Source organism: Rhizobium leguminosarum, assembly GCF_001679785.1.
Lineage (GTDB): Bacteria > Pseudomonadota > Alphaproteobacteria > Rhizobiales > Rhizobiaceae > Rhizobium > Rhizobium leguminosarum_R.
The window spans coordinates 390,261-405,669 of sequence record NZ_CP016287.1 but is presented as its reverse complement, the minus strand read 5'-3'; the positions used below and the strand labels follow the sequence as shown (position 1 = coordinate 405,669).

10 protein-coding genes and 4 pseudogenes are annotated in these 15,409 nt (G+C 55.4%); 10 read left to right on the top strand and 4 right to left on the bottom strand.

Annotation, left to right across the window (positions count from 1 at the left end; genetic code table 11):
• Positions 1-204: 204 nt before the first annotated feature.
• From BA011_RS42235 to BA011_RS26295, 8 genes and pseudogenes are all read left to right on the top strand, one after another.
• Positions 205-384, top strand: a pseudogene (locus tag BA011_RS42235) (IS3 family transposase); the annotation flags it as partial.
• A gap of 296 nt (positions 385-680) precedes the next feature.
• Positions 681-1,688, top strand: coding sequence for a hypothetical protein (locus BA011_RS26325; RefSeq protein ID WP_210191785.1), 1,008 nt, complete (start codon positions 681-683; stop codon positions 1,686-1,688).
• Entirely contained in the window at positions 1,688-2,737 is a 1,050-nt protein-coding gene (locus BA011_RS26320; RefSeq protein ID WP_065282944.1) for a hypothetical protein, read from the top strand. Before BA011_RS26325 ends, BA011_RS26320 begins: the two co-directional genes overlap by 1 nt.
• A 368-nt stretch (positions 2,738-3,105) precedes the next feature.
• Positions 3,106-4,533: an ISNCY family transposase gene (locus BA011_RS26315; RefSeq protein WP_065279332.1), complete on the top strand. Its 1,428-nt coding sequence runs from the start codon at positions 3,106-3,108 to the stop codon at positions 4,531-4,533.
• Positions 4,534-4,836: 303 nt separating this feature from the next.
• Positions 4,837-5,016 carry a YhhA family cyclophane-containing RiPP gene (gene yhhA, locus BA011_RS42230; protein ID WP_151343578.1) on the top strand — a complete coding sequence of 60 codons (180 nt, stop codon included), beginning with the start codon at positions 4,837-4,839 and terminating at the stop codon, positions 5,014-5,016.
• A gap of 15 nt (positions 5,017-5,031) precedes the next feature.
• Positions 5,032-8,172, top strand: a complete 3,141-nt coding sequence (gene yhhB, locus BA011_RS45270; RefSeq protein ID WP_335727687.1) for a cyclophane-forming radical SAM/SPASM peptide maturase YhhB — start codon at positions 5,032-5,034, stop codon at positions 8,170-8,172.
• Positions 8,165-8,656: a GNAT family N-acetyltransferase gene (locus tag BA011_RS26300; protein ID WP_065282943.1), complete on the top strand. Its 492-nt coding sequence runs from the start codon at positions 8,165-8,167 to the stop codon at positions 8,654-8,656. The genes yhhB and BA011_RS26300 overlap by 8 nt, the downstream gene beginning before the upstream one ends.
• A 20-nt stretch (positions 8,657-8,676) precedes the next feature.
• Entirely contained in the window at positions 8,677-9,801 is a 1,125-nt protein-coding gene (locus tag BA011_RS26295) for a glycosyltransferase family 2 protein (protein ID WP_065282942.1), read from the top strand.
• A gap of 649 nt (positions 9,802-10,450) precedes the next feature.
• On the opposite strand, the gene BA011_RS26290 is transcribed toward BA011_RS26295, so the two are convergent.
• Entirely contained in the window at positions 10,451-10,969 is a 519-nt protein-coding gene (locus BA011_RS26290) for a hypothetical protein (protein ID WP_065282941.1), read from the bottom strand.
• On the bottom strand, positions 10,953-12,416 hold the full coding sequence (locus tag BA011_RS26285; RefSeq protein ID WP_151343577.1) for a phospholipase D-like domain-containing protein: 1,464 nt from the start codon (positions 12,414-12,416) through the stop codon (positions 10,953-10,955). Before BA011_RS26285 ends, BA011_RS26290 begins: the two co-directional genes overlap by 17 nt.
• Between BA011_RS26285 and BA011_RS42225 the strand changes: the two are divergent.
• Positions 12,304-13,064 (top strand): annotated as a pseudogene (locus BA011_RS42225) (IS630 family transposase); the annotation flags it as partial. The gene BA011_RS26285 and the pseudogene BA011_RS42225 overlap by 113 nt on opposite strands.
• A 48-nt stretch (positions 13,065-13,112) precedes the next feature.
• Positions 13,113-13,844 carry a S1 family peptidase gene (locus BA011_RS45265; protein ID WP_237352752.1) on the top strand — a complete coding sequence of 244 codons (732 nt, stop codon included), beginning with the start codon at positions 13,113-13,115 and terminating at the stop codon, positions 13,842-13,844.
• Positions 13,845-13,917: 73 nt separating this feature from the next.
• Here the strand turns inward: BA011_RS45265 and BA011_RS26265 are convergent.
• Both BA011_RS26265 and BA011_RS26260 read right to left on the bottom strand, forming a co-directional pair.
• Positions 13,918-14,588: pseudogene (locus BA011_RS26265) on the bottom strand (IS630 family transposase); the annotation flags it as partial.
• Position 14,589: 1 nt separating this feature from the next.
• Positions 14,590-15,390, bottom strand: a pseudogene (locus BA011_RS26260) (IS5 family transposase); the annotation flags it as partial.
• Positions 15,391-15,409 lie beyond the last annotated feature (19 nt).

Genomic DNA, 15,409 nt, shown 5'->3' with positions numbered 1-15,409 from the left:
GCCAACAACCACTCACTGATCGGTCGAACATCCACGACGGGACCTCAAGAAGTCGACCAGAAGAAGAACCAGAAAGGCTGCAGCGGAAAATATGCGTCCCTTTGGACACCGCATCATGCACGTGAACGAGCCGTCCGGACCAGGGATGCCACGGATACATAAGCTCGCGAACCTCGGTCCCGTGGGTGTTCTGTCGTCGTGTTGTATAACCATTTCCGGCCACACTCGTCGCTCGGATACCAGACCCCGGCAGGCTACGCCGGGAGCATCGCCGCAACCGGCTCCAACGCTGCGCAAGATGAAAGCTTCGCGTTTCCGCCGGTTGCTCCCACCGCGCCAGTTGGCGTATTCAAAGCCGCCGAGGCTCTAATCGCAGCCGGATGAAACTTCCGTGGCAGGTCAGAACCCACGACCCTCGCTACGCTCTGATCAACTGTCTGTTTTTGAAGGCTTTCCCAGATCCGGTGGCTGCCAGATGCGTGGTTGTCGACATCGGTCAACTTGACGGTGAAAACATAATGCAGGCATCGCCTGCGGCGGTAGGACGCCAGCATTTTAAACAGCGAAGAATGCTTCAGCCGCACCGGAATTTAATCTCGACACTGACAGCAACCGATACTTGCAAAGGCTCGAAATAAATAATAGCCTATAATTCTTGTTTCAGAGTAATGGGGACTAGGGTGGGAGTTGGCGAAAGAGTATTATTAGCTGCGATTGGACCAGAAAATGTTTCACTATTTCCTAGCCCACTATTGAATAAGATTTGGGAAAGAAAGCTTCTCCCAGCAAAAATACATATGGCCAACAACCACGGCGTGCGGCTGTTTGGACTGCATCTAATTGCTGTCGTTGGATCGCCAACGCACAGAGATTTTAGTAGATACGCCGCAAATAGAGGCTTCGCCGTACCCTGTGGATCGCAGTTTCGCTTTGTAGTTTCGGACAGCAACTGGGATAGACTTCCCTCGCTTTCGACGACAACTCCGTTGTTGATAGCAATCCAGCTACAGGAGAGCGTGGAGCAACCGAGCGCGCATCCTATTGACAGTAGCCACCTGCTTACTTTTTCAAGCAATAGAAAGCTTGCAGACGACGTTGCCGATTTTTTGCTCGATTTCAGTTTTTGCTCCGGATTCTTACCAAGTAAGATTCTGGCCTCTTTCCTTGAAACTCGATCTATGCCGTTGCTATTCCAGCGAAAAGTTGAATTCGCGTTTAAAATGGGCTTAGTGCAGGACGCTGCTATCCCTTATGTCTCTTTTTCATCCCTCGCCCGAAACGGCCGCGCATTCGGCAGCGCGACTCACCTCTCGGATTTCTGTCGGCTCTGGGATGCGTTTTTTCTTGATTTGCTCAATGAGATTGATTTCACCCGCGAAAAATTACTGACAATATTGTTGTCCTATCCTACATTTAAAAATCAGATCTCGCCTTTTCGTTTAAAGGAAGCGCTAGCAAACCTTCCTGCCGGAATTCATCACCTAGTTGTCCAACGTCGCTCACTAGAAGCCCGAACAAATCCGAAACTTCGCAACAAGATACTACCTATTTTCACTGTGCTGGACGTTCGAGGAAAAGGTAGGAAGCGTTTTGGTTTTAAGTCGGGGGACACCATTCCCACTAATATTCGGGACGCAGTTGGAGCCGAGGCAATCTATTTGTCACGAATTTACGTGGGGAAGAAATGATGCAAGGCACAGCAAACTCCGATCGCCCCTGGATTGCTTTCATTGATCTGCTCGGAACGAAGGACAGCGCCAAAATCAAAAAAAATGAATATCCAGACAAGATCAGGACATTCAGCCGGACACTTCAGGAGCAGGCGCAACATATAAAGGCGAACACTAAGGTTCGATACTTTTCCGACAGCGTTTATATTGAATGCGATGACGCAATTGAACTTTTAAAATTCGCCACACGTCTGCGATGGATTCTCTTCTCATCGGAAATATTCTTCAAATCTGCCCTTTGTGAAGGACGATTAGAGGAAGTGTCTAATAGCCGAGAGGAAACTGCGTCTGACTCCCACGTCATCGACATTTCTGGAGCATCATTTGGACCGGCAGCTGTGGCAGTTTATTACTCACAGGAGAACTTCAAGGGAATAGGATTCTCGGTTGATCGAGCTTCTATAACAGAAAAAATTGAACCTTTTATCTGCAGGAGCTCTTTTCCCGTTGGCCCCGAAAAAGGAAAATGGGTTCAATATTTTGATATAAAGTATCTTGAAGTAGAAATTGGCGGCGTCGTAGATTCAGATAGCGCAATCGACGATAGTGAAGTCAATCTCGCCTTTATGGACTGCTTACTTGAAGCAGCATTGCGGGCCAACGCAAAACGGAAAAATCTTTCTAGATACTATCTATCCAGCCTAATAACGGCGATACAATCTTCCGATTTCTCGAAGATCGAGCTTCATAATAAGAAGTGGCAGAACTACCCGGTGACCTTTTATCACATGATGATGAACGCTCGAAATACGAAGAACTATATGAGTTTGAGTGGATCAGAGGCAATTTACCTGACTATTGCAAATAGGATTTTCTCGTCTGAAACCGAACGAGGCCTGCCGCGCTACAACGACCCGCACGAAGACGCAATATGCAACGAGATCGTTCGAATGCTCAACAATTTGAAAATTTTACGACAGCCGATTGAGGAGCTTCCCAACTCCATTCTTGATCATGATATCGCAGATAATATCGCCCGAAGAGCCGTTTCCATAAGGATGAAGTAGGCTTCAGATTTAGAGAATGGCAGTCTCTTGGAGAACAAATGATGGACTGCCTGCCAAGTCTCCAACCGCTGCCGGGACCTTTGAAAAGGAATCGAACTGAATACCCCTAAGCGATCCGCGCAAAACTCAGCAATATCGTAAAGATGGCTACTATGCCTATGGAAGCGGTGCAACGTCTGAATTCACGATCGGTGTAGAATATCTGAATAAGAACTTTCATACCCCATGTAGCGGCTATTTAGTAATGCGACAGTTGGGCCAGTTAGAGATGCGACAGTCTCGCCTCTCTACGCACTGGTCAATGCCAACGTCGGGAGCAAGGATGACGATCTTCAGCCTGGTCGAGACCATGAGCGGTCGGAGTCGTCATGTCCTTTATGATCACCATGTCGCAGAAAGAATTGCATCGCCTCGAAGTTATCCAGAAGATTCGTGACGAGCGCCTGAGCGTCGTCCAGGCCGCCGAACTGCTCGACCTCAGTCGAAGTCAGGTCCATCGGCTGCTGCAGGCTTATGACCGGAATGGTCCAGCCGGCCTTGTTTCCAAGAAGCGATCACAGCCGAGCAACCGGCGCCACAGCGAGGAGTTTCGCAATGCGGCGCTGGATCTGATCCGGGAGCGCTATCTGGATTTCGGTCCGACGCTGGCGCGCGAGAAGCTGATGGAACTGCATCAGATCTCGGTCGCCAAGGAGACGCTGCGGCAATGGATGACCGAGGCCGGCATCTGGATCTCGCGGCGTGAGCGTAAGCAGCGGGTTTTCCAGCCGCGCGGCCGGCGCGACTGTTTCGGCGAACTCGTGCAGATCGATGGATCGCATCACTGGTGGTTTGAGAACCGTGGTCCCAAATGCGCCCTGCTTGTCTATATCGATGACGCCACCGGCAAGTTGCTGCATCTGCGGTTCGCTGGGTCAGAGAACACGTTCGACTACCTGCATGCGACAAAGGCTTATCTGCAGCAATGGGGTAAACCTCTGGCCTTCTACAGCGACAAGCATGGTGTCTTTCGTTCGACCCATGCGTCGGAGAAAGACCGCACGAGCGGCCTGACGCAGTTTGGTCGTGCGCTTTATGAGCTGAACATCGACATCATCTGCGCCAATACTCCGCAGGCAAAGGGCCGTGTGGAACGCGCCAACCAGACGCTGCAGGACCGGCTGGTCAAGGAGATGCGGCTTCGCGGCATCGATACGATCGAGGCGGCCAACGGCTATGCATCAGAATTCATTGCGGATTTCAATTCCCGTTTTGGCAAACCGCCACGCAATCCGAAGGACATGCACCGGCCGCTTGCCGCGCATGAGAATCTCGATGGCGCCATGTGCCGCAAGGAAGTCCGCACACTGTCGCAGTCCCTGACGCTCCGTTACGACAAGGTCTTGTTCATTCTCGATCCGACGGAGCGGGCCAGAGGGCTGGCGGGAAAGAAGGTCGTTGTCTGCGACTACCCGGACGGCCGCCTCGAGATCATGCACGAGAGCTTCACCCTGCCCTACAGAACCTTCGATACATTGCGGTCGGTCCACCGGGCAGAGGTTGTCGAGAACAAGCGTCTCGACGACATGCTTTCCGTCGTCGCCGAGCTGCAGGCTGGGCGGGAACAGCAGCGCAGTAAGAGCGGCCCTCGCCGCACCGGCCAGACGGATCATATGTTCGGTATTCCCGATGGCAGCCAGGGCAATGGTTATCAGAAGCGTGGCCGCAAGCCTGGCCGGCGGACGGACTTCATGAATGATCCGGAGGTCATCGCAAAAAGGCAGAAGGCGCTGGCGCGCATGGAGGCCGCGGAATGATCGCCTGCACTCATAGTCTCAAAGCTAAAGCCGAAGGGTGTTCCTCACCCGCCCCCGCTCCTCCCTTGCAACCCGGTCCAGCCGGTCGGATCGGCGGCTAATCCGAAGCGCAAGTGTCGCGTTTCTAACCGGCTGACAGCGTCGCGCATCTAATCAGCTTTGACACCCCAGTTTCGGATCCGCGCTTTCGCAAGACTTCCAGCGAAATGCGCCAACCAATTTTAGACCGCGATTGTGCTTGGAAAGTATTGCAACTTTGCGCGAACCGTATAAGTTGCATCTTGTGCAAATTGGAGATTCAAAATGTCTGATATTTTGCAGGAAGAAAAAGTCGCTGACGAGCCCGTGAAGGCCTCGGTTCTACGCAGTCAATCCGGAAACCCAGCCCTTCAGCGTCTGCGTAGCCGCGTCCTTGCCAATGCAGAGGCCAGTGAAGTAATTACCAGCTACGACCGCATGCATCATCGGCATAATCGCTCTTAACGAAACGGTTGTGCCGTGACGGCGCGCATTACGTCGTTCCTGGTCAAGATAGCCTCACGCTGCAATCTCGATTGTGATTATTGTTACGTGTATCACCATGCCGATCAGAGCTGGAGATCCATGCCCAAAATTATGTCTCCTGATATAAAGCAGGCCTTTGCCGAACGGCTGGCCGAGTATGTGAAAAGTGAAGGGCTGCGACGAGCCGTCGTCATTTTTCATGGAGGCGAACCTCTCTTGGCCGGGGTTGAAAGCATCACCGACTTTGCTGAAAAATTGCGTCATGCCGTTGGCCAAGATGTAAAACTGGATTTCGCAATGCAGACGAACGGTCTGCTCGTCACCGAAGCGGTTCTTACAGCACTCGAGGCAGCCGACATTTCGGTATCATTGAGTCTCGACGGCTCAAAGGTTGACAATGATCGGCATCGCACCACACGCAAAGGGCGATCAAGCTTTGATAGGGTAATGGAAGCCTATCGCCAACTACAGGCCCGTCCGAAGATTTTTGCAGGTGTCATCGCGGTGATCGATGCCAAGGCTGATCCTGAGGATCTCCTCGCGTTTTTCAACGACATCAACCCGCCGAAGCTCGATTTGCTGCTGCCGGATGCTCATCATATGCGTCCGCCACCTAGTCGTGAGGCGGAGCCCGACATTTATAAAGACTGGCTCCTCCGCGCGTTTGACTGCTGGTTCGACCGCTATCCTCACATCTCACTTCGAACCTTCGAGGCTCTCCTTGATGTTGCGGTGGGACTACCCTCGGCGACCGATGCATTTGGCTTCGGTGACGTCAATCTGCTGTCGATTGAAACCGACGGCGGCTATCATGATCTGGACGTTTTGAAGATCGTCGGCGATCGCATTTCCGATCTGCATGGCACTGTTCGGGATATGGCAATTAGCGCAGCAGCCGCCTCCCCGGTAATCGAGCGGCATCGAACTCTCCTCAGCAAGGATGGCCTCAGCGAAAACTGTCTCAGTTGTCAGGTCGTCGACATCTGCGGAGGTGGATCGGTACCTCACCGCTTCGGCGCCGACGGATTCAACAACCCTTCGGTTTACTGCGGCGAACTCTTTGCGCTGATCTCACATGTCAAAGCGCGCCTCTTACAGGATCTAACCGCCGAGGAAGAGGATCTGTCGAACCGCCTTCCTGAAACCTTCAATCTCAGTGAATTTGAGCGGGCGGAGACCGCCGGCGCGGCCGTGACGCTCCTTCGGGCAGATGCCGACCTCACCTATTCTGAACGTCTGCGCGAGGTGTTGGTTGAGCTGGAAAAGACTGGACCTGAGGCAACGGAGATTGCTCGCGAGCTCGCCGGGCTTGACGTCGACGCCTTTGCTCGCCTTGCGAGACGACCGGGAATGGTCGCCTGGACCCACGCGTTTCTGGCGCAGGCACACGGGCGCCAGATACACGACGTAGACGGAAAGCCGATATTTGCCGATATCGCCTATCTCGTCGATGTGTTGAGGTCTCAATCCGCGGACGCGGCCATCAAGTGGGATGTCGCACAGAACGATGCCTGGCTCCAGCTGCCGTTTGGAGACCAGATCATTTTCGAGCGTGAAGATGTTGCAGGGGTTGCTCGTAAAGTGGTCGAAGAAGCCTTCGAAATCGTCCGCAGCTGGCGTCCGGCTCTTGCCGACGAAATGCTGCTGGCATGCCAGGCGGTCCAGTTTGTCCGGGATCCGACAGCGGATCCGGAGAAGATCGTCTCCTTCAGCGACGATTCCGTGCCTGGAACCCTCTTCGTCTCGGTCATACAGGACGGAAAGCTGATCGATCCTTTCGATCTCGCCGACTCGCTAGTCCACGAGCATCGCCATCAGAAGCTCTATCTGCTCGAACGCTTCGCCCCTACCGTTAGCCGCTTTGCGCCGCGGGTAGTCTCTCCATGGCGGGCAGATCTTCGACCGCCCTCGGGATTACTTCACGCCGTCTTTGTCTTCGTCGAGTTGCAACGCCTGTGGCGGCACATCCTCTTCCACGGGCCTGTCCGCATGAAGGACCGCGCAGCAAAACAGCTGCGCGATACTGAGCGGAACCTTGAGCTCGGAATCGCGACGTTGCGTCAATGCGAGCTGACGGAACTGGGCGTCGCCTTGACTGACGTGCTGGAGGCGGCGAGCCACCAGGCGCCGGGTTGCTGCCTAACCATGCGAATCGCGCTGGGCTCCCTTCCCTCCGAGCCTGGCGAGCGCCATACCGCCCTTCGCGATTACTTCTGCGATATTGATGCAAGCGCTATTAATTGCGGCGACGCATGGGAGCTGAGCCTTGCGTGGCCGGCCGATCCGGAGCGTCATGTCGATCCCGCTCTCGCCGCCGGACTTGCGTGGTGGGGTGGCGGTGTGTGGTATGAGACCATGTTCGCCGCTCAACGCAGAAGCGGCAAGCTCCTACGTTGCCTCTATGACAGCTGGACACTGGCGAGTTGGAGCGAATGGATGACGCGCCAGTCCGACCCCGAAAGGCAGCCGATCATCCTCCATGTCGACGATCATCGGGACCTCGGATCCCCACGCCTGCGTGTCGAAGCAAATGGTTGGTCCGATATGATCAGCGGCAGCGCGGTTACCCTGTCGGACCCCGTTTCCGTGATAAACGCCATCGCCAGCGGCGCTATCGGCATGGGAAGCTTTATGACGCCCTTCCTGCATCGCTTTCCCCGATGCGAGGTTCGGCATCTCTGCCAGCCGCCGAAGGCTCGGTCCACCAGGATCTTCCGAATTGAGCCAGGCCTAGTTTCCGACAGCCTGCTTGACCCGTCGGCGTCCCGTCCGTCCGTGGCCCTCCGGGCTTTGGAGCCGCATACCGGGCCGTCGACATATCTGTTGACCCCAAGCATCGAAGATTGGCTCGCGGGCACGTGGAATCGGCGCTTTCTTCTTCATATCGACCTGGACTACTTCAACAACCGTTATGATGGGGATAGCGACTGGTCGCAGCATGAGTCGCCGCTTGATCCTCCACGAGACGTCATCATGGCACGAATCGACGAGCTGGTGAGCGTGTTGAGCCTGTCCGATATTTCAGCGCGCATCGACGACGTTGTCATCGCCTTTTCACCTGGCTTCTTCCCGGCCGAGTTCTGGCAAGAGGCCGATCGACGCCTTGTCGATGGGCTGGGACTGAGTGATGGTTAGGACCATCGGCCAACGACAGAAGCCGGGCAAGCGGCGCGCCAAGCCGCGCTCCCCCTCACCACGGGCGGCTCACCGAGAGCCGGTCGCTTCTGATCAGGTCGTCCTCGTACGAACGCCGGGAACCAAAGGACGAGGCGGTGGACATGACGGGGAAGCTTGGCGCATCGAGGTCAACGGCAAACGCTGCGGGACCGTGTTCATCAATTTGATCAATGCGCCGCCGCTTGGACTGCATGCCTCGATACAGATCTACCTTAATTTGGCGAGTCAGGGCCGGCACATAGGACAGATTGCCTATGCCAAGGCTGCACGCGCCAGTCGCTACGACACGATTTACGCCCATATGCAAAAGGCGAACATCGCTTCGGCCCGAGCCGCGGAGCAAGCAGGATTCGTCGATACGACACCGCCGGAGGAGCGCCAGAAAGTGATGGTCTGGCATCGGGGATCCGACAGCCAGGGAGGTCCGGTGGAAGAAACTTGAACTGTCTGGGAGGAGCGCTGATGCTAACTGCAGTGGTCATGCCCTGTCTCAACGAGCGAGGAACACTTGAGGCCTCGCTAGACTCGCTCAGATCGGCTTCTGGAGAGTCAGGCAGCGGGAACGCGGTCTTCATTCTGGTCGACAACGGCTCGACCGATGGTACATTGGAGGTGATGCGTGCCATCAAGGAACGCTCAGCACCGGGTGAAATCATCATCTCCGAAGAGCCAGTGAGAGGCTATGTGCCTGCACGATCCCGCGGGATCGTGGCTGCCGCGGACATAGCGCGCCGGCAGGACGTCTCGGCCGACAAGCTTTTGATCCTCCAAGTTGACGCAGACACTCTTTATGATCCGGGCTATGTCGTGGCCATGCAGGCCGTCGCCTCGACGCAATCGAATGACGTGATGTTGGAGGGCACCACCCACTCACCGCATCGGTTTCTCAAAGGGCATCCGGGCTTTGTGGACCTCGCCAATGAAACGGACGCCGCATTGAGGGATTGGATAGTCGATGACAGCGCAGACGTCGTCATCGACGATAAGGTTTCGGGTTTCTTCTACTCCGCTTATTTGAATTGGGGTGGTCACCAACGGGACTATGATCGCAACGGTCACGAGATCTTTGCCGAAACATCCCGGCTTTTTCTTCGTGGCAAGCGCACGGGCGCGCAACATGTTCGAGTGGGTACCGCATCGGCAGCGCCGTCTCGACGAAAGATCCTGCGCAACCCCGTCAGACATTTCGCAACGGCCGGCTTCCCCCGCAACAACGCCTGGTGGCGCGAGTGGAACAGCCGCAATCCTGGCGCCCGGGATCTCGCGACATTCGAGGCATCGGACTCAAAACTCGCGTTAAAAGCCGCTGTGCGAACGCGGCAGGCTCATGTTGTCGGACTGTTTTGGCTTCTGCCGTTGCTTGTACAGCAGATGTGCGCCCCTAGCGGAGGTAATTTCAAAAGGTGTCCTGGCACCTCTGATGCAGCCAGTCCAATCTTCAACGAGACATTGAACCAGCCCGGCGCCCTCGTCGACCAGGTTCTGCACAGAGTCGACGAATGGGCGACGGATGTATATTTTTCACCGACCGAACTTGGACCTCGGGAAAGGGATCGTCTCTATTTCACTGCGGTTGAAAGAGCATGACCCGCGGCCTGTCTGGCAGGGCGCCCTTAAATGGGAAAAGAATCATCGGCCAGCTATTCCGCAGTCGGGCAGTTGAAAGGATTTGAACCGGCGACCCTGTTGTTGCGAAAGCCTCCCGCAGCGCTCATGGAGTCCGTCAGACCATCAAGCGCCCGGGACAGGAGGTTGATGATGAGATCGGTTATCGGATCCCTTCAGACTAAAAACGAAGTTTTTCAGCTATTGGAGAAGCAAGTGAGTCGACTGGCTTTACCAGTCGCGATTCCGGCACCTTATGGATCGCCCTTCAATGTAAGCCTTAAGGCGATCCTGGTAGGCCGCGGTGAATTGCACAGGCGCCGTGAGAAGACGACGGATCTTCCTCAGGAGATCACGCCGAACTATCGACCTGTCGCATGCTGTCCGGAGCCATCTTTTCAACAAACCCAACGACCGCGACGGTCGTTTCTGGTTCGATACTCATTCAGTCCCCTGCTCCTTGATTTGCTTTGTCTAAAGCGCGGGTCGTATTTGAATAAAGTCGTTAAGCAAAGCGGCTGCAACAGAGTTCCAAATTGAAACGGAAGCGCTGAAGCGCCGTGCCAGAGGAATTAGATGGAATTTTGGCGCTATTGGCATACCCGCAGACTTCCCACAGCTGACCATTGCCCTACGGTTTGCCACCGCCCTGATTACCTGGGTCGTCTTTTCCAAAGTCCCTTATTTCTTTCTCCAGCCAATCCAGCTGGCTATTATACCAATCTCTCGCATCTTTCTCATATTGCTCAATCATCGCGCCGGCTTTGTCCCAATTTTCCTCGAGGTTTTTCCCCAGCTCCTTCAGGTATTCTTCAGTTTTTGCCCATGGGCCTTCGTCGCCCGACGACGTGAGGACGGAGGCATTCGAGCTGCCGATTGCGTCCGCCTTCACCTGCGCGGCGATCAGCTTTAGGAATGACGGCACGGCAGATTGAGCGAAAATCTCACCACCGCTGATGACCTTCCAGGCGCCCGACGTCGTCAGCTCCTGCTGAAACGGCTTTACTTTCAGGAAAAGCCCATGCAATCCGACCGCGTTTGACAGAAGCGCTGTCGTACACTCTGCGTCGGAAGAAGCTTTTGCGAGGTTTTCCGACAGATCGTCATTGAGCCGGACGAGCGAGGCCTGGACATCAGTTGTTACACTCATCGTAGTCTATCCTCCTTGCAGAAACGAAAGGTCCAATCTTCCCGAGAATGCTATTTGTTTCTGGAGCAGTCAACGCAAAGTTGTCCCACAGATGGTTGTAATATTCTTGAAATTTCGAAGCCACCTCCGGATTACGGCTGAAATAGACATTCTCGATATTTGAATGCAGCGCAGCGTGGGTTAAATTTGCCGATCCGAATAAAGCAACCTTGCCGAATTGAGCCGAGAATACGGCGAATTTCGAATGCAGATAGTTCACAGAACTATTTGTAAGCAGGAATTTGGTGGAAACGTTAGGCCCACAGACGCGGCGATCCCAGGCATAGTACTCCTCGATTGAATTCAAGACCTCACCCTCGACGGCCGGGCTGCCGGATATAAGAAGGTCATCGTCGCGGACCATACGAACTTTGGTGCCGGACTCGGCCGCGGTCTTCAGGATATTAGCTAGATCGAGTGAATTATAGCCTTGTGAGATGACATCGATATGGTCTGCCCTTCCAGCCCAAAAGGCAAATTGAGAGAGGAAGGCTTGGCGATCGAACGGCAGAAGATATGGAAGCGTTTCTTCGTCCGCAGAGGAAAGATGGGCGAGCGAACATCGGCGGTAGGCGTCCTCCATCGTTGCCGCGTCGGCTCTTGAACCCTCCACGGTTAATGCTTCGGAAACGCATTGGTGCCAGAGGAAAAGACGGCCCTGCTTTGATATCGATAGCGACAGATAATCATCGAGGTTGTTTGGTGATCGGCGGGTCGGATTGCCACTGCTGATGATGAGATCTGCACGAGGATTGCCGTCGCCGCTCAACAGCAGGAATTTTGGATGAAACGAACTGATGCCGAGAATCTGGCCTGTTGTCTGTGCCGCAACTTTTACTCCCGGGAGTTTTCGGCCAATACACGTCTTCAGACGGTCCACCCAGTCGGCGCCCTCCTCCCCTCCCCCGAGAAGACGCAGGTGATGTAATCTTCCAGACGCGACCCCGCAAAGCGCTCGAATGAAATCGGAGTCGCTGAGCGCAAAATACATGCCGTCGATGCGATCGACCGGCTCGTGCACCTTGAGGAGATCGACGAGAGGGCCCTGTCTTCTCAGGAGGTCAACCTCGTCGCAAAATATCGAAGCGGGAGGCTGTTGACGGAAATCGTCCGGCAGGTTGTTGGCAATTCGCCCACTCGAAAGAGCGCCGCATTTCGGGATGTTGCCTGTGAAGGAATTCAGGTGAACCAGATCGCCGGCTGCCGCTAGAGCGCGTCCGTTGAACGCGGAATCGGAATTGAGATGACAGTCGCTGTTTGCCGTGATTCGTTGCCTTCGAGTCAGGGAGATAGGGATGTCACGTGCATTAAGCGATGATCTTCGCAGCCGTGTTCTGGCGGCTTCTGCAGACGGGATGTCTGCACGCTCGGCGGCGGCGCGGTTTGGGATTGGGATTTCGACGGCCATTGCCTGGATCGCCAATGCGCGACAGGGTCAATTGACCGCAGGCAAACAAGGCCGACGTTCTGGCTCCAGGCTGGATGCGCATGAGGCATTTATCATCGGCTTGATCGATGTGGAGAAGGACATCACGCTCAACGAGATGGTCCTGCGCCTGAGCACGGATAAATCCGTATCGATCGGCCGTAGTGCTCTTGACGTGTGGCTCCGCAAGCGGGGCTGGACCTTTAAAAAAAGACCGCACATGCACTGGAGCAGGAGCGAGACGACCTTTTGAGCCGGCGTCAGGAATGGTTTGATGGCCAGCTCGATCTCGATCCCGCCAAACTGGTTTTTATCGATGAGACCGGTCTTTCCACGAAGATGGCTCGACTGCGCGGGCGATCCCTATGCGGACAACGCTGCCGGTCGGCCGTTCCCCACGGACACTGGAAAACCACGACCTTTACAGGCGCGCTCAGGCTTTCCGGCATGACGGCACCGATGGTTCTCGACGGCCCGATGAACGGTGCGGCATTCTTGGCCTACGTCGAACAGGTTCTCGTGCCGACGCTCAGTTCGGGTGATACTGTCATCATGGATAACCTGCCGGCTCACAAAGCCGATGGTATCCGCCAGGCCATCGAAGCTGCTGGCGGCAGGCTGCATCTGCTACTGCTCGCATTCAAGTCAGATGCCGTCCGGGTCGCCGACACGACCTGCGTGCGCGAAGCACCCCTAAAAGGCGGAGACCGGATCTACAGTCTCGGATTCCCCTTCGGCGAGAACATCAGCATTCGATCCGGCACCGCAAGCGATGTCCAGCCGAATCGGGTTCAGACCAGTGATATGAACTTCACCGTGGGAGATAGCGGCTCTCCAGTCTTTGACGCCAACGGGAAACTGACCGGCATCTTTCGCGGAGAACGGACAACAGCAGGCGCGGGAAGTGATCTCTATTTCATCGTTCCCATACAGCGCGCGAAGCCGCTTCTTGATCAGACTGATCAGTCGAGTGTAGACGGATGCTCGAAAGACTCTGAAGTGAATGGCCGAGTAACAATGCCGGTCTTCGGAATGGATAATTCGCAACCATCATTCTCGATCAACCTCGTCATTCAGAACGGATCCGCTGCACCGATTATTGTCGGTACATCCCTGCGGTGCCGTGGGTCTGACAGGAGCGACACAACGCTCGAACCCATCGGTATAAGTTTCAAGGCGTCGAGTCCGATGAAAGTGGCTCCCTCGGATATCGGGGCTCTCACCTTTCTATACCAGGATTCCTCGCCGTACGTGTTCAAGTCACGGCAAGAAGTTCAAAACTTCTGGTCCACGAGGGCTGGGGAGATCGAGAAATTAGCATGCATTTTCACCTTCGAAACTAACGATACGACTGAGTTGGGGACAACAGCAACTGAGCCGTTCTTGTCCCAACTTCTTCCGGATCCGTGAGTTTCTCACGCTGGTGAGCAAGCAGTACGCCTGCCTCCGACCAAGGCTTGGCCGGTCCTAGAGCACGTCCATTTTAATCGGGGTCATATCCGGCTGCTGCGAAGTAGTTTGCACATTCCTGCGGTTTGAAGAGCGTGACGATTTTGCCGACGGTATCCCACAAGGCGTCAACGGAGCGCTCGGCTCTTGCGCACAGAAGCGCTTTAAGTTTGGAAAAGGCCATTTCAATGGGGTTAAAGTCGGGACTGTAGGGCGGGAGATAGAGCAGCCTGCCGCCAGCAGCTTCGATGGCCTGGCGGATACCATCGGCTTTGTGAGCCGGCAGGTTATCCATGATGACAGTATCACCCGAACTGAGCGTCGGCACGAGAACCTGTTCGACGTAGGCCAAGAATGCCGCACCGTTCATCGGGCCGTCGAGAACCATCGGTGCCGTCATGCCGGAAAGCCTGAGCGCGCCTGTAAAGGTCGTGGTTTTCCAGTGTCCGTGGGGAACGGCCGACCGGCAGCGTTGTCCGCATAGGGATCGCCCGCGCAGTCGAGCCATCTTCGTGGAAAGACCGGTCTCATCGATAAAAACCAGTTTGGCGGGATCGAGATCGAGCTGGCCATCAAACCATTCCTGACGCCGGCTCAAAAGGTCGTCTCGCTCCTGCTCCAGTGCATGTGCGGTCTTTTTTTAAAGGTCCAGCCCCGCTTGCGGAGCCACACGTCAAGAGCACTACGGCCGATCGATACGGATTTAGCCGGCGGCTGCCTGCCATTTCAGCCGACCGTCGCTTGCGATTGCGGCAATGTGCTTGTCCCTTTGACCAGGCGGTCCGGTATCACCGCTTTCCACCGCCGTGGAACGCGGTGGAATGACGATGTTCGCGGTTGCGCTGTGCTGCAGGATAGACCGATAGGTTGGTTTGCCGTCATAGGCTCCGTCGGCCGTGAACTGGTCGATCTCGCCGTCGATCTGATCGAGCAGCGGTGCCACCTGGGAAGGATCATCCGTTTTCTGGTCTGTCAGCCCATGGGCAATGATCGCGCCACTTTTGGCATCCACTGCCAGATGCAGCTTGCGCCAGTTGCGACGTGATCTGGCGCCATGTTTTTGCTCCAGCCACTGCCCGGCGCCGTAGACTTTCAATCCCGTGCTATCGACAAGCACATGCAGCGGGCCGTCCGGCAGCGGCGGGTTTCGTCGGGCTGATGGCTCCCACTTCTGTGTCCGACGGCTCAGCGTCGTATGATCTGGAACTGGGACTTTCAGCCCCATGAGATCCAGCAGCGAGTGGAGCAATCCCTCGGTCTGGCGCAGCCGCATTGCGAAGACGCAACCCAGCGTCAGCGCAGTCTCAATGGCGAGATCGGAATACTGGGCTTGGCCGCCGCGGGTCTTGCGTCGCGGAGAGCGCCATCCTGCCAGTGCCTCCGGCGTTACCCATAAGGTCAGGCTACCACGCCGGCGCAGACCTGCTTCGTAGTCACGCCAATTCGTCACCCTGAATTTCATCTTTCCGACGTGATGACGACGATCGGCGTTGTGTTTGTACGGCATGGCACTCGGATCAAACTGA

Coding starts and splice junctions, on each gene's coding strand:
- BA011_RS26315 (WP_065279332.1), top strand. CDS start 3,106: ATGTCCTTTATGATCACCATGTCGCAGAAAGAATTGCATCGCCTCGAA.
- yhhA (WP_151343578.1), top strand. CDS start 4,837: ATGTCTGATATTTTGCAGGAAGAAAAAGTCGCTGACGAGCCCGTGAAG.
- BA011_RS26320 (WP_065282944.1), top strand. CDS start 1,688: ATGCAAGGCACAGCAAACTCCGATCGCCCCTGGATTGCTTTCATTGAT.
- BA011_RS26290 (WP_065282941.1), bottom strand. CDS start 10,969: ATGAGTGTAACAACTGATGTCCAGGCCTCGCTCGTCCGGCTCAATGAC.
- BA011_RS26300 (WP_065282943.1), top strand. CDS start 8,165: ATGGTTAGGACCATCGGCCAACGACAGAAGCCGGGCAAGCGGCGCGCC.
- BA011_RS26295 (WP_065282942.1), top strand. CDS start 8,677: ATGCTAACTGCAGTGGTCATGCCCTGTCTCAACGAGCGAGGAACACTT.
- BA011_RS26285 (WP_151343577.1), bottom strand. CDS start 12,416: ATGGCCGTCGAAATCCCAATCCCAAACCGCGCCGCCGCCGAGCGTGCA.